A 14,066-nucleotide genomic window follows, 5' to 3' on the forward strand; every position below is an offset into this window, starting at 1 on the left:
CGAGTACAACTAGTCGGGGAGCGAGTTGCTCAGGCGTTCGGTCGCGGCGACGTAGTCCTCGATGAACTCCCGAACCACTTCTCGAGCGGGTTTGACCTTGTTCATCAGCCCGACGCCCTGCCCGACAAAATACGTCGCCAACGCCTGGGCACCGGGATGGCCCTGCGAGGCGAGCACGTCGATCCGGCGGATGACCGGCTCCGACAGCATCGACTGCAACGGCAACGGCAGCGGCCGCTGGCCGCCGTCGTTCGGCAGCCACGCTTGTGTCCAGTCCGAAACGAGCTGTCGCGCAGGCTTTCCCGTCCTACCCGCCGAACGGACGGTATCGCGCGACGTCGCGGCCAGAAACTTCTGCTTGGTGTGCGGCGCGGTCTCGGCCTCCTCGGTGGTGAGCCACACCGATCCGGTCCATGCCCCGTCGGCGCCCATCGCCACCGCCGCCGCCATCTGCCGGCCCGTGACGATGCCCCCCGCGGCGAGTACCGGAACCTTGGACCCGGCGGCCTCCACAGCCTCTAAGACCTCGGGGACCAGCACCAGCGTCGTCACCTCGCCGCAGTGTCCGCCGGCTTCGGTGCCCTGCGCGACGATCAGGTCAACGCCGGCGCGCACCTGTTTGACGGCGTGCTCCTTGGCCCCCACCAGCGCCGCGACCGGAATGCCGCGCTCCTTGCCCGCCTCGATCATGTAGTCCGGCGGCACACCGAGCGCGTTGGCGATCAGCTTGATCGGATGGCTCATCGCCACGTCGAGCAGGTCCTTCCCGGTGTTGCCGGACAGGATGGGCGGACCGGTGCGCGGCGACGCCTCCGGCTCGATGTCGTGAGCCGCCAGCAGTTCGGTGATGAAGCCGCGGTACTCGTCGGGGATGCGCGCGGCGAGGTCGCCGGTCGACAGCTTCTCCCCTTTGCCCTCGAACTTCGCGGGCACGATGATGTCCAGGCCGTACGGCTTGCCGCCGACATGGTCGTCGATCCACGACAGTTCCTGATCCAGCAGCTCGGGGGTGTACGCGGTCGCGCCCAGCACGCCGAACCCACCGGCGTTGGTCACCGCGGCGACGACGTCACGACAGTGGCTGAACGCAAAGAGCGGAAAGTCGATACCGAACTGTTCACAGATGGCGGGTTTCACGCCACCAGTATCACTAAGTCAGACCTGTATCCGAAAGAAACTTCCGGATCTCGTCGAGCATCTGCCGGCCGACGAGCAACTCGAGGTCGTTGTGTCCGGCGCCCGGCACCAGCACATAGCGCTTCGGTTCGTTGGCGGCGTCGAACAGCCGACGGCTCATCGGCTCGGGCACGACGTCGTCGCGAGCCCCCGCGATCACCATCAGCGGCACCCGTACCGACGCGATGCGGTCGACCGACGGGTAGCGGTCCGTCAGCAACCAACGCACCGGCAGCCACGGGTAGTGCACCGCGCCGACGTCGGGCAGCGAGGTGAACGGCGAGCGCAGCACCAGCGAGTGCGGCGGCCGCTCAACACCGAGCCCGATAGCGACTGCGGCGCCGAGGGATTCGCCGAAATAGGTGATCTTCTCGACTTCCGGCTGCGCGGCCAGCCAGGCTTGCGCGGCCCGTGCATCGGCAGCCAGACCCTCCTCCGACGGGCGGCCCGGATTCCCGCCGAACCCGCGGTAGTCGAACAACAGCACAGAGCAGCCCATCCGGTTCAGCGCCGAGGCCAGCGGCACGCGCATCGACCGATCGCCGGCGTTGCCGTTGAACACCAGCACGGCGGGAGCCTCGCCCTTGATCGGGAAAAACCAACTGGCCAGCCGGATTTCGTCGTCGGTCTCGAACACCACGTCCTGCCCGTTGGGGAGCATGGTGGCGGCAGCCGGCAGTGGACCCGGCGACGGGAAGTAGATCAACCGCCGCTGCTGGGACCAGAGTAGACCGATCAGACCCGCCGCCACGAGCGTGACGATAACGAGTACGCCGACCGTCCGGCGCATCAGGCCCGCAACGGCGCGAACGCGAACTCGCGCAACCCGTCGCGTGGGTCCACCGCCGCGTGGAACCCGAGTACGTCGGCGGCCCGCGCGGGGTCCGCGACGATATGGCGGACGTCGCCGCTGCGGTACTGTCCGGTGACCACGGGCGGGGCGTCACCGCGTGTTTCGCACAGCTCGGTGGCCACCTCCAGTATCGAGATCGGCCGTCCCGAACAGACGTTGAAAGCGCCGAACCCCTCCAACCGGGATTCCACCGCGGCCACGTTGGCCGCCGCGACGTCGTCGACGTGCACGAAGTCGCGCATCTGCCCACCATCTTCGAAAACCCGTGGTACATCACCAGATTCGAGTTCCGACCGGAAGATCGCCGCCACCCCCGAATACGGGGTGTCGCGCGGCATGTAGGGGCCGTACACGTTGTGGTACCGCAGGGCTGTGACGGCGCCGCCGACCGCCTCGGCCCATGCCAGCGCGTAATGCTCTTGAGCCGTCTTGCTGGCCGCATAGAGGCTGCGGGGCCGCAGCGGGGCGTCCTCGCCCACCAGCCGCCACTGCACGAGCACCCCACACAGCGGGCACCGGTGCTCGAACACGCCGGCGTCGAGGTCGGCGCGGGTGCGCGGCTGCGGGTCGACCGGCCCGTGTTCCGGGCAGTCGTAGCGCCCTTGGCCGTAGACCACCATCGAGGACGCCAGCACCAACCGCTGACAGCCCGCTGCGAACATCTCGGCTAGCAGCACCGCGGTGCCGTAGTCGTTGTGACTGCCGTACGACGGCGCGTCCGCGGCGTTCACCCCCGCTCCGACCACGGCCGCCTGATGGCACACCACGTCGATGCCCTTCATCAGCGGCGCCAGCGCGGACGCGTCGCGGACGTCGAGCACCCGGCAGTCCGCGGGTGCCTCGGCGCCGGGCCCGTGGGCGGCGGGCAGCATCGCGTCGACAGCGATGACGTCGTGGCCGGCCTCGCGCAGCGCCGCGTCGACCCGGGCGCCGATGAAACCGGCCGCGCCGGTCAGCAGGACTCTCACGGGAGTTCGAACGGCAGTCGGATGCCGTCGTGCGGCTGGCAGTGCGTACAGGAATTGTCCTGGGCTGTGTTTTCGATCGCCTCGTGCACGAGTTTCTTGAACGGCACCAGGTTGCGTTCGAATTCGGCGAATACGTCCACCGCCCGCACGCCGGCGCCCGTCTCGATGCCGGCATCCAGGTCGGTCACCAAGGCGATTGCGGCATAACACATCTCGAGCTCACGAGCCAGCACCGCCTCGGGGTATCCCGTCATGTTCACCAGGGTGAAGCCCTGCTCGGCGAACCACCGGCTCTCGGCGCGGGTGGAAAACCGCGGTCCCTGCACCACCACCATGGTGCCGCCGTCGATGACACCGGGCAGATCGACGGCCGCGGCGCGCAACGTCGGGCAGTACGGGTCGGCGAATGCGACATGGATGCCGCCCGAGTCGAAGTAGGTGTCGGGGCGGCCGCTGGTGCGGTCGACCAGTTGGTCGGGCACCACCATGGCGCCCGGCCCGAAGTCGGAGGTGAGGCTGCCAACGGCACACGGTCCGAAGATGCGTCGCACACCGAGTGCGCGCAGCGCCCACATGTTGGCCCGGTACGGCACCGTGTGCGGGGAGAACTCGTGGTTGACACCATGCCGCGGCAGGAACGCCACTTCGTGTTCGCCGACGGTTCCCACGGTGATCGGGGCGCTCGGCACGCCGTACGGGGTGTCGAGGTTGACGCTGCGCGCGTCGGGCCCGAAGAAGCTGTAGAAGCCGCTCCCGCCGATGACTCCGAGCACGGTCTAAGCGGGCGGTTGATCGTCGGTTTCGTCGAGCCGTTGCGACGCGAGGCGCACGGTGTCGCGGATCTCGAACGCGTCGGTGGCAAAGCCGCCGACGGCGTTGGCGACGTCCTTGACCGCGGTGGTGATGATCGAGACCACCTCACCGACAGTCGATACGCCGGAGTCGAAGATCTCCTGCACGGCGTCCTTGCGAATCTCCGCCTTGCTGAGTCGGTCCTCCATGCGCTCAGTCTGCCACGGTCTGCGCCCGTGGGAGACTGTCGCTCGTGGCCACATTCGCCCAGTGGGTCGAAGGCGCGCGCCCGCGCACCCTGCCCAACGCGATCGCGCCGGTGATCGCGGGCACGGGCGCCGCGGCCTGGCTGCACGCCGCCTGCTGGTGGAAGGCGCTGCTCGCGCTGGCCGTGGCCGTCGCTCTGATCATCGGGGTGAACTACGCCAACGACTACTCGGACGGGATCCGCGGCACCGACGACGTTCGGGCCGGCCCGCTGCGGTTGGTCGGGTCGAAGGTCGCCACGCCGAGGGCGGTGCTCACGGCCGCGGTGGTGAGCATGGCCCTCGCGGCGGTGGCCGGCCTGGTGCTGGCGGCGGTGAGCGCGCCGTGGCTGATCGCGGTCGGCGCGGTCTGCATCGCTGGGGCGTGGCTGTACACCGGCGGCAAGCGGCCCTACGGCTATCTGGGGCTGGGCGAGGTCGCGGTGTTCGTGTTCTTCGGGCTGGTGGCCGTGCTGGGCACGCAGTACACCCAGGCGCTGCGGATCGACTGGGTGGGCGCCGCGATTGCGGTCGCGATGGGCGCCATGTCGTCGGCGGTGCTGGTGGCCAACAATTTGCGCGACATCCCGACCGACAAGGAGTCGGGGAAGATCACGCTGGCCGTGCGACTCGGCGACGCGCGGACCCGGCTGTTGTATCAGGGTCTGCTGGCCGTGGCGTTCGCGTTGACATTGGTGCTGATGTCCGCGACGCCGTGGGCGGCGGTCGGCTTGATTGCGCTGCCGCTCGCGGTCCGCGCGGCGAGGCCGGTGCGGAAACGCCTCGGCGGCAAGGACCTCATTCCGGTACTGCGGGACACCGGGCTGACGATGCTGGTGTGGGCAGTGGCCGTCGCTATCGCCCTTGCGATTAGGTGACGGCCGTCGGGGCGTCGGCGGCCTTGACCAACTGGACCTCGGGCCGGGCGGGCACCGCGTCGGCGAGGAACCACCGGAACGCCAGGTTGCCGCGCGGATAGTCCACCGTGGTAATCGAATTCGGATGTTCGGTCATGCCGCGGGAGATGACGACCGTGACCGATCCGTCGGAGTTGGGCACCGCGCTGTAGCCGTTGACCGATGTCCTGGCGTCTGGGACACCGGCCATGAACTGGTTCCACACCACCAGGTTCCAGAACCGGCATGCCGGCGGCCGGTGCGTGACGATCAGCGCCTCGTCGTCGGAGAGTTCGAAACTACCGTAGGCGTAGCAGGCGTCACGCGCCGACCAGCCAAAGTTCGCATCGGGCACCTGGTACGGATCGGCGAATTGGTTTGCCACCTGCGAGATTTCGTGACCGAGAGCGTGATGGTCGTCGACCCGTACACCAACGGCCAGCGGCACGATCGCGAACATCGTGCGCAGCCACGCCGCACTGGCCCGTAGCGCGGCCGCCGTCTCCGGGTCGCCGTGGCGGATCGCGTCGGGCTCGTCGAGCGCCTCGATCTGCCACGCCACCGGTCTGCCGGTCAGCGGGTCGGCCTGGTAGTCGCGGGTCACCAGCACCACGCCGTCGTCGGTGGGCCCGTAGTCGAACGAGAAGTTGCCGTCGGCGTCCATGTCCAGGTCGTCGTCGCGGATGACCGCCACCACGCGGTCGGACCACGCGCCCGGTGACGGCTCGTTGTAGGCGGTCACCGAGAAGTACACGCTGTCGCCCTTGTTGCCGCTGATGCGGTAGCGGCGCTTCGGGTCGACCGGGCACATGAAGTACCAGGCGTCGGTGTTGTCGCCGCCCCAGCGGCGGTCGCGGCGGAACGGGGTGTTGAGCTCCACCCACTGCGGCCGGCTCGGCTCGGCGAACAGGTAGGTGTCGAACGCGACCCCGAGAGTCGTCGCGAGCATGCGGTAGCCGTCGGCGATGTGACGATCGTCGGTGACCGCGCGATCCCCCTCGAGGAAGGCGCGGTCCAGCCCGCCGAGCGTGTCGAGCAGTTCGCGCCAGGCGGCGGTGGACTCGTGTGTCATGCGCTGATTCCTCTCGAGATGAGTTCGGCGGTGCGGTCCACCCACGCGTCGTCCAGACCATCGCCGCGGGTGATCAAGGCCATGAATGTCATGCCCGCCACGGCCTCGACGAGTTCGGCGGCCGAGACGTCGGGCCGCACCTCACCGCGTGCCACCGCCGCCCCGAGCCGTTCGGTCAGGCCATGCGAGAGCACGTCGGCGAAGCGTTCGAGCAGCGCGGCGTGCAGTGGCGGGTTCGCGGCCATCTCACCGACGAGCCCAGGCAATGCGGCCCTGGCAGCGGGCGTGGTCAGCACGCCCGCTGTTCGGCGGACCATCTCGCGGACGTCGCCCGGCAGCGATCCGGTGTCGGGCAGTTCGGTGGCGGCGCTCACCGGAAACACGGCTTCATGCACGACGTGCGCCTTGCCCGGCCAGCGCCGGTAGATCGCGGGCTTGCTGGTTCCTGCCCGACGTGCGATCGCGTCGACGGTCAGGTCCGCGTAGCCGGTCTCGCCGAGCAGGTCGACCGTCGCGCGCAGGACGGCGCCGTTGATGCGTTTGTCGCGAGGTCGGCCGATTTCCGTCGTCATTACGAAACTGACAGTAACATAAGTTGCTGTGACCGACACCACATCACCCGCGCCCGTCGTGCTCGACGACCTCGCCGAGCCCCGCTTCCCGGCCGAGATGGAGCCGCTTCGCCAGATGATGGCGGCGATGGCGCCCGACTGCCCACTCAACGCCGACGTGCTGCACGCCAAGGCCAGCGCCGAAACCGGGCTCGACGCCTTCGGCGCCGACGACTATCGCGAGCGGCTGGACGTGTTTCTCGCTGCGCTCCAAGAGATTCCGGGCCTGCACGATGCCGGCGTCGTCAACTTCCACGCGCAGCTGTTGCAATGGTTGAAGAACCGGCTGCTGCTGACCGACCTGCTCGCCCGACATCCCGAGATCCACGACATCGAGTTGGCGCCGCCGGTCGTGATCGCCGGTCTGCCGCGCACCGGCACCACGCACCTGCACAACCTGCTCGCGGCCGGCCCCACCCTTCGCGCGCTGCCCTATTGGGAGAGCAACGAGCCGTTCCCGCTGCCCTCGGAGGCCGGTGTCGAGCCGGACCCGCGGCGCACCCGGATGGACGCCGCGGTGGAGTTCATGAACGCGGTGATGCCGCACTTCGCGTTGATGCACGAGATGACCACCGACCACGTCCACGAGGAGATCCAGCTGCTGGCCAACGACTTCTCATCGATGCTGTTCGAGACGCTCGGACACGTGCCGCGCTGGCGCGACTACTACCTGAGCCACGACCAGACGCCGCACTACGAGCATCTGGCCACCCAGCTCAAGGCGCTGCAGTTCCTGCGCGGCGGCAGGCGCTGGTTGCTCAAGTCGCCGCAGCATCTCGAGCAGTTGCCGGTGCTCGACCGCGTGTTCCCCGGGGTCGTGATGATCGCCACCCATCGCGATCCGGTGCCGGTGGTGTTGTCGATGCTGGCGATGCTCACGTACTCCGCGCGGATGCACTGCTCGCCGGTGCCCGTCGAGCAGATCGCGGCGTGCTGGGTGGACCGGCTCGAACTCATGCTCAACGCGTTGATCCGCGACAGAGACGTCATCGGAGCGGAGCGCTCGATCGACATTCGCTTCGACGACTTCATGGCCGATGAACTGAGCACTGCCGCAAGCGTTTATGCGCTAGCCGGTGAGCCATTCACCGATGAGGCCCGCGCCGCGATAGCCGACTATCTGGCCGGACACCAGCGCGGCCGGTTGGGCCGGGTCGCGACGTCGGCGGAGATGTTCGGCCTGGACCCGGATGACCTGCACGCCCGCTTCACGCCCTACATCGAGCGCTTTCTGTCCTAAGCGGCTTCGTCGAGCAGCGTGACGATTTCGTCGCGCAGCCGATCCGCATCGACGTGCTCGGTGATCAGTCGGAGGGCGCAGCGGTCACCGCCGCGCAGGATGCCGAGGATCAGGTGTTCGCAACCGATACTGGAGTCCTTGTGCGCCAAGGCTTCCCGCAGGGACAGCTCGAGTGCCTTCTTGGCCGGTTTGGTGAACGGAATGTGCCTGCGACGACGGGGCCGCCGGCCGGAGTTGCGAAGCGCGTTGTTCCACGCGTCGCGACCGAAATTGCGTACCACGTTGTCCCGCATGGCCCGCAGATCTATCCCGATCGAGCGCAGCGCATCGGCATCTTCGTCGAATGTCGGGTCGGCCGGCGTATCGGCCGAGTCCAGCTGTGCACGGACGGCTTCGGCCGTGACCCCGCGCCCTGCGAGCAGCCGCGAAAGATCGCGTCCCGCACTTTGCAAGACACCCACCAGCAGGTGCTCCGGCCGTATCGCTTCGGAATCCAACTCCCGCGCTTCTTCCTGCGCCAGCACCACGGCGATGCGGGCGTTGCGGCTGAACCTCTCGAACATGCTCACCCTTTCCTGTTGTACTTCTGGTGCACCGCCTGGCGGCTGACCTCGAGGGCGGCCGCAATGGCCTGCCAACTCCAGCCCTGCTCCCGCGCGTTCGCCACGTGAATGGCCTCCACACGTTCCTGCAAACGCTGCAAAGCGCGTACCGCCGCCAATCCGACTGCAGGGTCTGTGCTGGTCAGCGCGTCGACATCGGTCATGATGTCAACTTTACCTGACGTCTCTCGTTATGACAGCGGTTGTCTATACCCTTGCCCGGGTATCCGCATCCGGCAGCCGGACCCGAAAGGCATTCATGACCGCAGCACGGACACGCATCGACCAGCGCGATCTCGCGGAGGCGCAGCGCGTCGTCGCCGCGGTTTCCGACGCGTTCTCCGCCAAGGTGGTCGGCCAGGAGAACCTGCGCGAGTCGCTGCTGATCGGGCTGCTCACCGGCGGCCACATCCTCATCGAGAGCGTGCCTGGGCTCGCCAAGACCACGGCCGCGCGCGTCATCGCCGAATCCATCCACGGCGGATTCCAGCGCATCCAGTGCACCCCGGACCTGCTGCCCAGCGACATCATCGGCACCCAGGTGTACGAGTCGGCGACCAATTCGTTCGTCACCCAACTCGGCCCGGTGCACACCAACATCGTGCTGCTCGACGAGATCAACCGGTCCAGCGCCAAGACCCAGAGCGCGATGCTCGAAGCGATGGAGGAACGCCAGACCACGATCGCCGGCACCGAGTATCCGATTCCCGAGCCGTTTCTGGTCATCGCGACGCAGAACCCCGTCGACCAGGAAGGCACCTATCCGTTGTCGGAGGCGCAGACCGACCGGTTCATGCTCAAAGACGTCGTGCACTATCCCTCCGCCGAGCAGGAGGTGGAAGTGATGTTCCGGATGGACGCCGGCCTGTACGACAAGAACCACCGCAGCAGGCCGGTCGCCGGTCTCGACGACATTCGCCGGCTGCAGGATGTCGTCCGCCACATCCACATGGACCGCGCGCTGATGCACTACGCCAGCCAACTGGTCGGCGTCACCCGCGAACCCGATGCGCACCTACCCCGCCAGCTCGCCCGGCTCATCGAATACGGCGCCAGTCCCCGCGCCACCATCGCGTTCTGCAACGCCGCCCGGGCGCTGGCCCTGCTCTCCGGCCGCGCCCACGTCATTCCGGGCGATATCGCCAAGCTCGCCCACCGGGTGCTGCGGCACCGGCTCATCCTCGGCTTCGAGGCCGCCAGTGCCAACGTCACCTCTGAGTCGATCATCGACGCTGTCCTGCAAGCGGTTCGAGTCCCGTAGGGCCGCCATGGGCAAACACCTCACCACGGCGAGGACGCACTTCGGCACCGACACCCGCGGAATGCTCGAAGGCGGCCGCTACGCGCTGGTGCACACCCGCAGCCTGGAATTCGACGATCTGCGGCCCTACGTGCCCGGCGACGACGTCCGCGACATCGACTGGAAGGCCTCGGCTCGCTCCGGCCATGTGCTGATCAAGCGGTTCGTATCCGAGAAACACCACAAGGTGCTGATCGTCGCCGATGCGGGCCGCAACATGACCGCGCTGACACCGAGCGGTGAGCTCAAACGCGATGTGGCCGTGAACATCATCGGCGCATTCGGACTCATCACGCTCGGACGCTCCGATCAGATCGGGATGGTGTTCGGCGACGCCCGCGGCTGTGTCAACATCCGCCAGCGCCGCGGCGAGACACACATCGAGAGCATTCTGCACAGGTTCTACGGTCACACATCGAACGCAGCCGGTCGCAGCGACATCGTATGTCAACTCGATTATGTCGCAACGCATTACCGTCATCCGATGTTGATCGTTGTGGTGTCCGACGAGCCGGAGGTCGACGAACGGCTCAGCGATGCCGTCACGAGGTTGACCGCCCGCCACGATGTCATGTGGGCGACGGTGTCCGACATGCCTGCTGTGGGCACCGCCGCCGACGACCGTGCCGGCTTCGACGTCTCGACAGGGCGTTTCGTTCTGGACACCGCCACGCTGGGCCCACGGGTGTTGGCCGCCTATCGTCGCGCCGAGCAGATGCGGGCACACCGACTGGACGAGTTCATGACCGCCCGCGCGGTTCCACACACCAGAATCGGCGCCAGCAGCGAGATCCGCGCCCGGCTCGTCGAGCTCACCGGGGTGTTCGCCCGTGCCGGATGACCTGTTGCGGTTCGTCGGCGGGCCGATACCGTACTCACCGGCGTGGCTGTGGCTCGGCGTCCTGCTGACCGCCGTCGTGATCACCTGGTACGTAGGCGTTTTCGTGTGGACGCTGCCGTCGCGGCGACTGCAGCGTATACCTGCGGTGCGTTCGCTGCACGGCAAGCTGCTACGGCGCCGTTTCGCGCGAGCGGTGCAGCGTATCGCCGCCCGGCACCGCGACGGTGAGCTCACCGCCGCCCAGGCCGGCGCCGCGATGAGCCGCACCCTGCGCAGTTTCCTGCACCAGGCGACGGGTGTCCGGGCGCAGTACATGCACCTCGACGACATCGCGTCCGGTGAGTTGGCGCCTGCCGCGCCGATGCTCACCGCGCTCGACGACGCGCAGTTCAACGCCGCATCACCGGTGCGCGTCGATGACGTCGGCGGCGGGGTCGAGGAGCTGATCTGCTCGTGGCCCTGACCTGGTGGCCGGTCGCGGTCGTCGGATTCGCCTGTCTGGCAGGCGCTGTCGCGCTGGCTGTGTTCGTACCGACGAAGCCGTCGCAGAGGCAGTTGCGACCGCTGGCGAACACGACGCGGTTGACCCGCCTGCCGGAGTACGCGCGGGTGGCGCGCGCCCGGACCGTGTCGTTGATCGTCACGATCGCATTGCTGGTGCTGTTGTTCGGGGCCGCGGCACTGGCCAGCGCCCGCCCGAGCGGCTTGTGGTGGTCGATGCAGACGTCCGACGTGCCCGAGGACATCATGCTGTGCGTCGGCCAACCGGCCACCGAACCGACCACCGGCGAGTTCCTGTCCCATTTCGCCGAGCAGGCCAGGACGTATGGCACCCAACGCATCGGGTTGACCTCCGCCAACCGCCGGGTGATCCCACTGACCCGTGACCACCAGTTCGCGGTCGAAAAGCTCGGCGAGGCAGCCGGTCTGGCGGAGCTTCCAGACGACGGCGCGCTCTCGCCCACTCAGTTGTCGGCGAAGCGCAACGCCCTCGCGTCGTTCACCGCACCCGTCACGTACGTGGATTACGCGGCGAGCGTCGCCGACGTCCTCGCGCTGTGCCTGGCCGGGTTCCCGGCCGACGAAACGCCCGACGAGCGCAGGCGGTCGCTCATCTACCTGGGCCCCGGCCAGTTGCGCGCCGCGGACGAGACGCGCCCCTCCTTGTTCACCGAGCAGCAGGTCACCGAGATGGCGCGTGAACGCGGAGTCCAGGTCAATGCGCTGGTGACATCGCCGGGTCCGCTGCGGTCCGTCGTGGAAGCCACCTACGGGCGGTACGCACCGATCAGGACTGACCTGGCGGCCCAGTTGGACGGAATCCGCGCCCACCCACCGGATGCCGACCGAGCCGCCACCCTGACCGGGTTCCGCGGAGACACCCCGACCATTCCGCTGGCGGCCGCGGTCGCGGTGTCGGCGCTGTTGTGCCTGTCCCTGGCGGTGTTGCGGCGATGACGTTCTCACCCGTCGTACCTCCGGCACTTCTGATCGCGATCGCCGCGGCCGTGGTGGTGCTCCGGCTCATCACCATGTGGCAGTTGGCAGGCAGCGCGCGCCAGCGATGGACAACGGTGTGGCGATGGTCGGCGCTGACGCTCGCGGTGGTGCTGATGTTGATCGCCGCCGCCCGGCCCGCGATCGGCGGCGGTGCGCAATTTTCGGCCGAGAGAGCCTCGGGCGACGACGCACCGGCCAACGTGTTCTTGATCGTCGACCGCTCCGCCGACTCGGCCATCACCGATCACCTTGCCGGGCAATCGCGGATCGCCGGCATCCGCGACGACATCACCGCGCTCATCGACCGCTACCCGCGGGCCCGGTTCGCGCTGATCACGTTCGCGTCCCGGTCGTCGTTGGAATGGCCGCTGTCCGAGGACACTTGGAGTCTCAAGCCGGTGGTGGCGGGTGTGCAGCCCTACCCGGACAACATGACAGCCGAGGTGAATGCGGCGGCCGCGGCGAATGTCCTTCGCTATCAGCTGATTGCGGCCGGCCAACGCGATCCGGGTGCGCAGAATCTGGTGTTCTACTTCGGGTCGGGCGCGCCGTCGTCGCGGGCGCCGCAGGGTGAGTTCGACCCGGTACCCGGCTCGGTGGACGGCGGGGCGGTGTTCGGTTACGGCGCAACGCGCAACGAGCCGGGCCTCCGGCGGATCGCCGATCAGCTCGACGTGCCGTTCGTCGCGCGCGACACCGCCCGTCCGGTCACCGAGGCGGCACCCGACGTGAGCGGTGTCGAGCCGACGCAGTCCACCGGCGCCGCGCCCGACCGCACGGATCTGTACTGGGTGTTCACCATGGTCGCGGCCGTGCTGTTGCTGTTCGAGATCTACCTCACGCTGCGTGAGTTCCGGACCAGCCGCGCGGCCCGCCGGGACGAGGTCGTCTGATGCGCGCGCAGAGTCCCCGTCCGTCGCGGTTGCGGCTGCGGCGCCGGCTGGTCTTGTTCTCGGCTCCCCTCGCAGTCGCGGTGATGGCCGTTGCGTTGAAGCTGATCTCCGCTGTGGTCGCCGGTGAATCGGCGGTCTCGAACTACGCGGAGCGCGACGCCGATGCGCTGCGTGCCGATGTCGCGGTGATGGGTGTGCTCAACGTCGTCGAACCCGCGCGGGCTCCGTTCGCGGCGGGCACTCTCGCGGTGCTCGACGGCCGTCTCGACGACGCCGACGCACACTTCTCCGACGCACTGCGCCGCACGCCGCGTGAGCAGTCGTGTCCCGTCCTGATCAACCTGGAACTCGTCCGCGAGCGCCAAGGCGATGTGGACGCCTGGGAGAACCGCCCCGAGGCCGCCCGGGATCGGTACCGCAGCGCGTTGGCCATCGTGGAGAACGCTCCGGCGGGATGCTTCGAGGCCAACTCCGATCCCGATCCCGAGCGCAGGGCGGTCCGCAACGATGCGGCACCCCGGCTGGCGGCCAAGCTGGCCGGCCTGACCGCTCCGCCGCCTGTTCCGCCGCCTGCGTCCGTTCCGGCCCCGCCGCCCCCGGCGCCGCCGCCCGCACCGGTGTTGCCCGAACCCGACTCACCGCGGGACGCGCTGCGGCTGGATCCCGCCGCCGGCGACCCGCTCGACAAACTGCAGCAGGTGCTGCAGGACGCGGCCGGTTAGCCGGTGGAGGTGCCCGTCCAGTACTCGGCGAACTTCCCGTCCTCGATTCGCAGGATGTCGTTGCCGGTGAACCGCTTCGGTCCGTCCTCGGCCGCGCCCGTGCCGATCCACCTGGCCGCGAGCATGTCGCCCTCGACGAACGGCTGCAGCTCGATCCAGAACTTCAGCTCGTCGAGCATCTGACGGGACTCATCGACGGCTGCCTGCAGTTCCGCCGGGCCTCGGACCACACGTTGCGGCCAATGCCCGACGAAGTCCTCGGTGACCAACTCGGCCGCGATGGGCTTTCCTGACCACAACTCGTCGATCCACCGGACATACAAATCTTTGGGTGAGGTCATGCCCGTGTACTTAC

General features: G+C 68.3%; 18 protein-coding genes. 8 read left to right on the plus strand and 10 right to left on the minus strand.

From position 1 onward, the window contains the following. Positions 1–9: 9 nt before the first annotated feature. The 5 genes from G6N18_RS13175 to G6N18_RS13195 are packed head-to-tail and all read right to left on the minus strand — an operon-like array spanning position 10 to position 3,998. Complete coding sequence (locus G6N18_RS13175; RefSeq protein WP_083006050.1) at positions 10–1,137, minus strand: NAD(P)H-dependent flavin oxidoreductase; 1,128 nt, start codon at positions 1,135–1,137, stop codon at positions 10–12. 13 nt (positions 1,138–1,150) lie between these two features. Continuing rightward, a complete protein-coding gene (locus tag G6N18_RS13180; RefSeq protein ID WP_083006052.1) occupies positions 1,151–1,966 on the minus strand; it encodes an alpha/beta hydrolase in 816 nt (271 codons plus the stop codon). After that, positions 1,966–2,997, minus strand: coding sequence for an NAD-dependent epimerase/dehydratase family protein (locus tag G6N18_RS13185; RefSeq protein WP_083006054.1), 1,032 nt, complete (start codon positions 2,995–2,997; stop codon positions 1,966–1,968). The genes G6N18_RS13180 and G6N18_RS13185 overlap by 1 nt, the downstream gene beginning before the upstream one ends. Further along, entirely contained in the window at positions 2,994–3,770 is a 777-nt protein-coding gene (locus G6N18_RS13190; protein WP_083006056.1) for an S-methyl-5'-thioadenosine phosphorylase, read from the minus strand. Before G6N18_RS13190 ends, G6N18_RS13185 begins: the two co-directional genes overlap by 4 nt. A gap of 3 nt (positions 3,771–3,773) precedes the next feature. Beyond that, positions 3,774–3,998, minus strand: a complete 225-nt coding sequence (locus G6N18_RS13195; RefSeq protein ID WP_083006058.1) for a hypothetical protein — start codon at positions 3,996–3,998, stop codon at positions 3,774–3,776. Between the two features lie 44 nt (positions 3,999–4,042). Here G6N18_RS13195 and G6N18_RS13200 point away from each other — a divergent pair, with 44 nt between their 5' ends. Continuing rightward, a complete protein-coding gene (locus G6N18_RS13200) occupies positions 4,043–4,912 on the plus strand; it encodes a 1,4-dihydroxy-2-naphthoate polyprenyltransferase (protein ID WP_083006060.1) in 870 nt (289 codons plus the stop codon). Here G6N18_RS13200 and G6N18_RS13205 read toward each other — a convergent pair. Both G6N18_RS13205 and G6N18_RS13210 read right to left on the minus strand, forming a co-directional pair. Beyond that, positions 4,905–6,002, minus strand: a complete 1,098-nt coding sequence (locus tag G6N18_RS13205) for a DUF1214 domain-containing protein (protein ID WP_083006062.1) — start codon at positions 6,000–6,002, stop codon at positions 4,905–4,907. The two genes, G6N18_RS13200 and G6N18_RS13205, sit on opposite strands and share 8 nt — an antisense overlap. After that, positions 5,999–6,574 (minus strand): TetR/AcrR family transcriptional regulator, encoded by a 576-nt coding sequence (locus G6N18_RS13210; RefSeq protein ID WP_083006064.1) that lies wholly within the window; start codon positions 6,572–6,574, stop codon positions 5,999–6,001. The genes G6N18_RS13205 and G6N18_RS13210 overlap by 4 nt, the downstream gene beginning before the upstream one ends. 97 nt (positions 6,575–6,671) lie before the next feature. On the opposite strand from G6N18_RS13210, the gene G6N18_RS13215 reads away from it, so the two are divergent. Further along, entirely contained in the window at positions 6,672–7,853 is a 1,182-nt protein-coding gene (locus G6N18_RS13215) for a sulfotransferase family protein (RefSeq protein WP_083006125.1), read from the plus strand. Here the strand turns inward: G6N18_RS13215 and G6N18_RS13220 are convergent. Together G6N18_RS13220 and G6N18_RS13225 are read right to left on the minus strand one after the other, a co-directional pair. Continuing rightward, complete coding sequence (locus G6N18_RS13220) at positions 7,850–8,416, minus strand: Clp protease N-terminal domain-containing protein (protein ID WP_083006066.1); 567 nt, start codon at positions 8,414–8,416, stop codon at positions 7,850–7,852. The two genes, G6N18_RS13215 and G6N18_RS13220, sit on opposite strands and share 4 nt — an antisense overlap. 2 nt (positions 8,417–8,418) lie before the next feature. Beyond that, complete coding sequence (locus tag G6N18_RS13225; RefSeq protein WP_083006068.1) at positions 8,419–8,619, minus strand: helix-turn-helix domain-containing protein; 201 nt, start codon at positions 8,617–8,619, stop codon at positions 8,419–8,421. A gap of 95 nt (positions 8,620–8,714) precedes the next feature. Between G6N18_RS13225 and G6N18_RS13230 the strand changes: the two genes are divergently transcribed. From G6N18_RS13230 to G6N18_RS13255, 6 genes are read left to right on the plus strand one after another with little or no spacing between them, the layout of a single operon-like run. Then, on the plus strand, positions 8,715–9,716 hold the full coding sequence (locus G6N18_RS13230; protein ID WP_067224063.1) for an AAA family ATPase: 1,002 nt from the start codon (positions 8,715–8,717) through the stop codon (positions 9,714–9,716). A gap of 7 nt (positions 9,717–9,723) precedes the next feature. Continuing rightward, positions 9,724–10,596, plus strand: a complete 873-nt coding sequence (locus G6N18_RS13235; RefSeq protein ID WP_083006070.1) for a DUF58 domain-containing protein — start codon at positions 9,724–9,726, stop codon at positions 10,594–10,596. Then, positions 10,586–11,059 (plus strand): hypothetical protein, encoded by a 474-nt coding sequence (locus tag G6N18_RS13240; protein ID WP_083006072.1) that lies wholly within the window; start codon positions 10,586–10,588, stop codon positions 11,057–11,059. The genes G6N18_RS13235 and G6N18_RS13240 overlap by 11 nt, the downstream gene beginning before the upstream one ends. Next, positions 11,050–12,054 carry a hypothetical protein gene (locus tag G6N18_RS13245; RefSeq protein WP_083006074.1) on the plus strand — a complete coding sequence of 335 codons (1,005 nt, stop codon included), beginning with the start codon at positions 11,050–11,052 and terminating at the stop codon, positions 12,052–12,054. Before G6N18_RS13240 ends, G6N18_RS13245 begins: the two co-directional genes overlap by 10 nt. Further along, positions 12,051–12,989 (plus strand): vWA domain-containing protein, encoded by a 939-nt coding sequence (locus G6N18_RS13250; RefSeq protein WP_083006076.1) that lies wholly within the window; start codon positions 12,051–12,053, stop codon positions 12,987–12,989. Before G6N18_RS13245 ends, G6N18_RS13250 begins: the two co-directional genes overlap by 4 nt. Then, positions 12,989–13,711, plus strand: coding sequence for a hypothetical protein (locus tag G6N18_RS13255; protein ID WP_083006078.1), 723 nt, complete (start codon positions 12,989–12,991; stop codon positions 13,709–13,711). Before G6N18_RS13250 ends, G6N18_RS13255 begins: the two co-directional genes overlap by 1 nt. On the opposite strand, the gene G6N18_RS13260 is transcribed toward G6N18_RS13255, so the two are convergent. Then, on the minus strand, positions 13,708–14,052 hold the full coding sequence (locus tag G6N18_RS13260) for an ester cyclase (protein WP_067224048.1): 345 nt from the start codon (positions 14,050–14,052) through the stop codon (positions 13,708–13,710). The two genes, G6N18_RS13255 and G6N18_RS13260, sit on opposite strands and share 4 nt — an antisense overlap. Positions 14,053–14,066: the final 14 nt, after the last annotated feature.

Origin of the sequence: Mycolicibacterium celeriflavum (assembly GCF_010731795.1) — a bacterium.
In the GTDB taxonomy this organism is placed as follows: Bacteria; Actinomycetota; Actinomycetes; order Mycobacteriales; family Mycobacteriaceae; genus Mycobacterium; species Mycobacterium celeriflavum.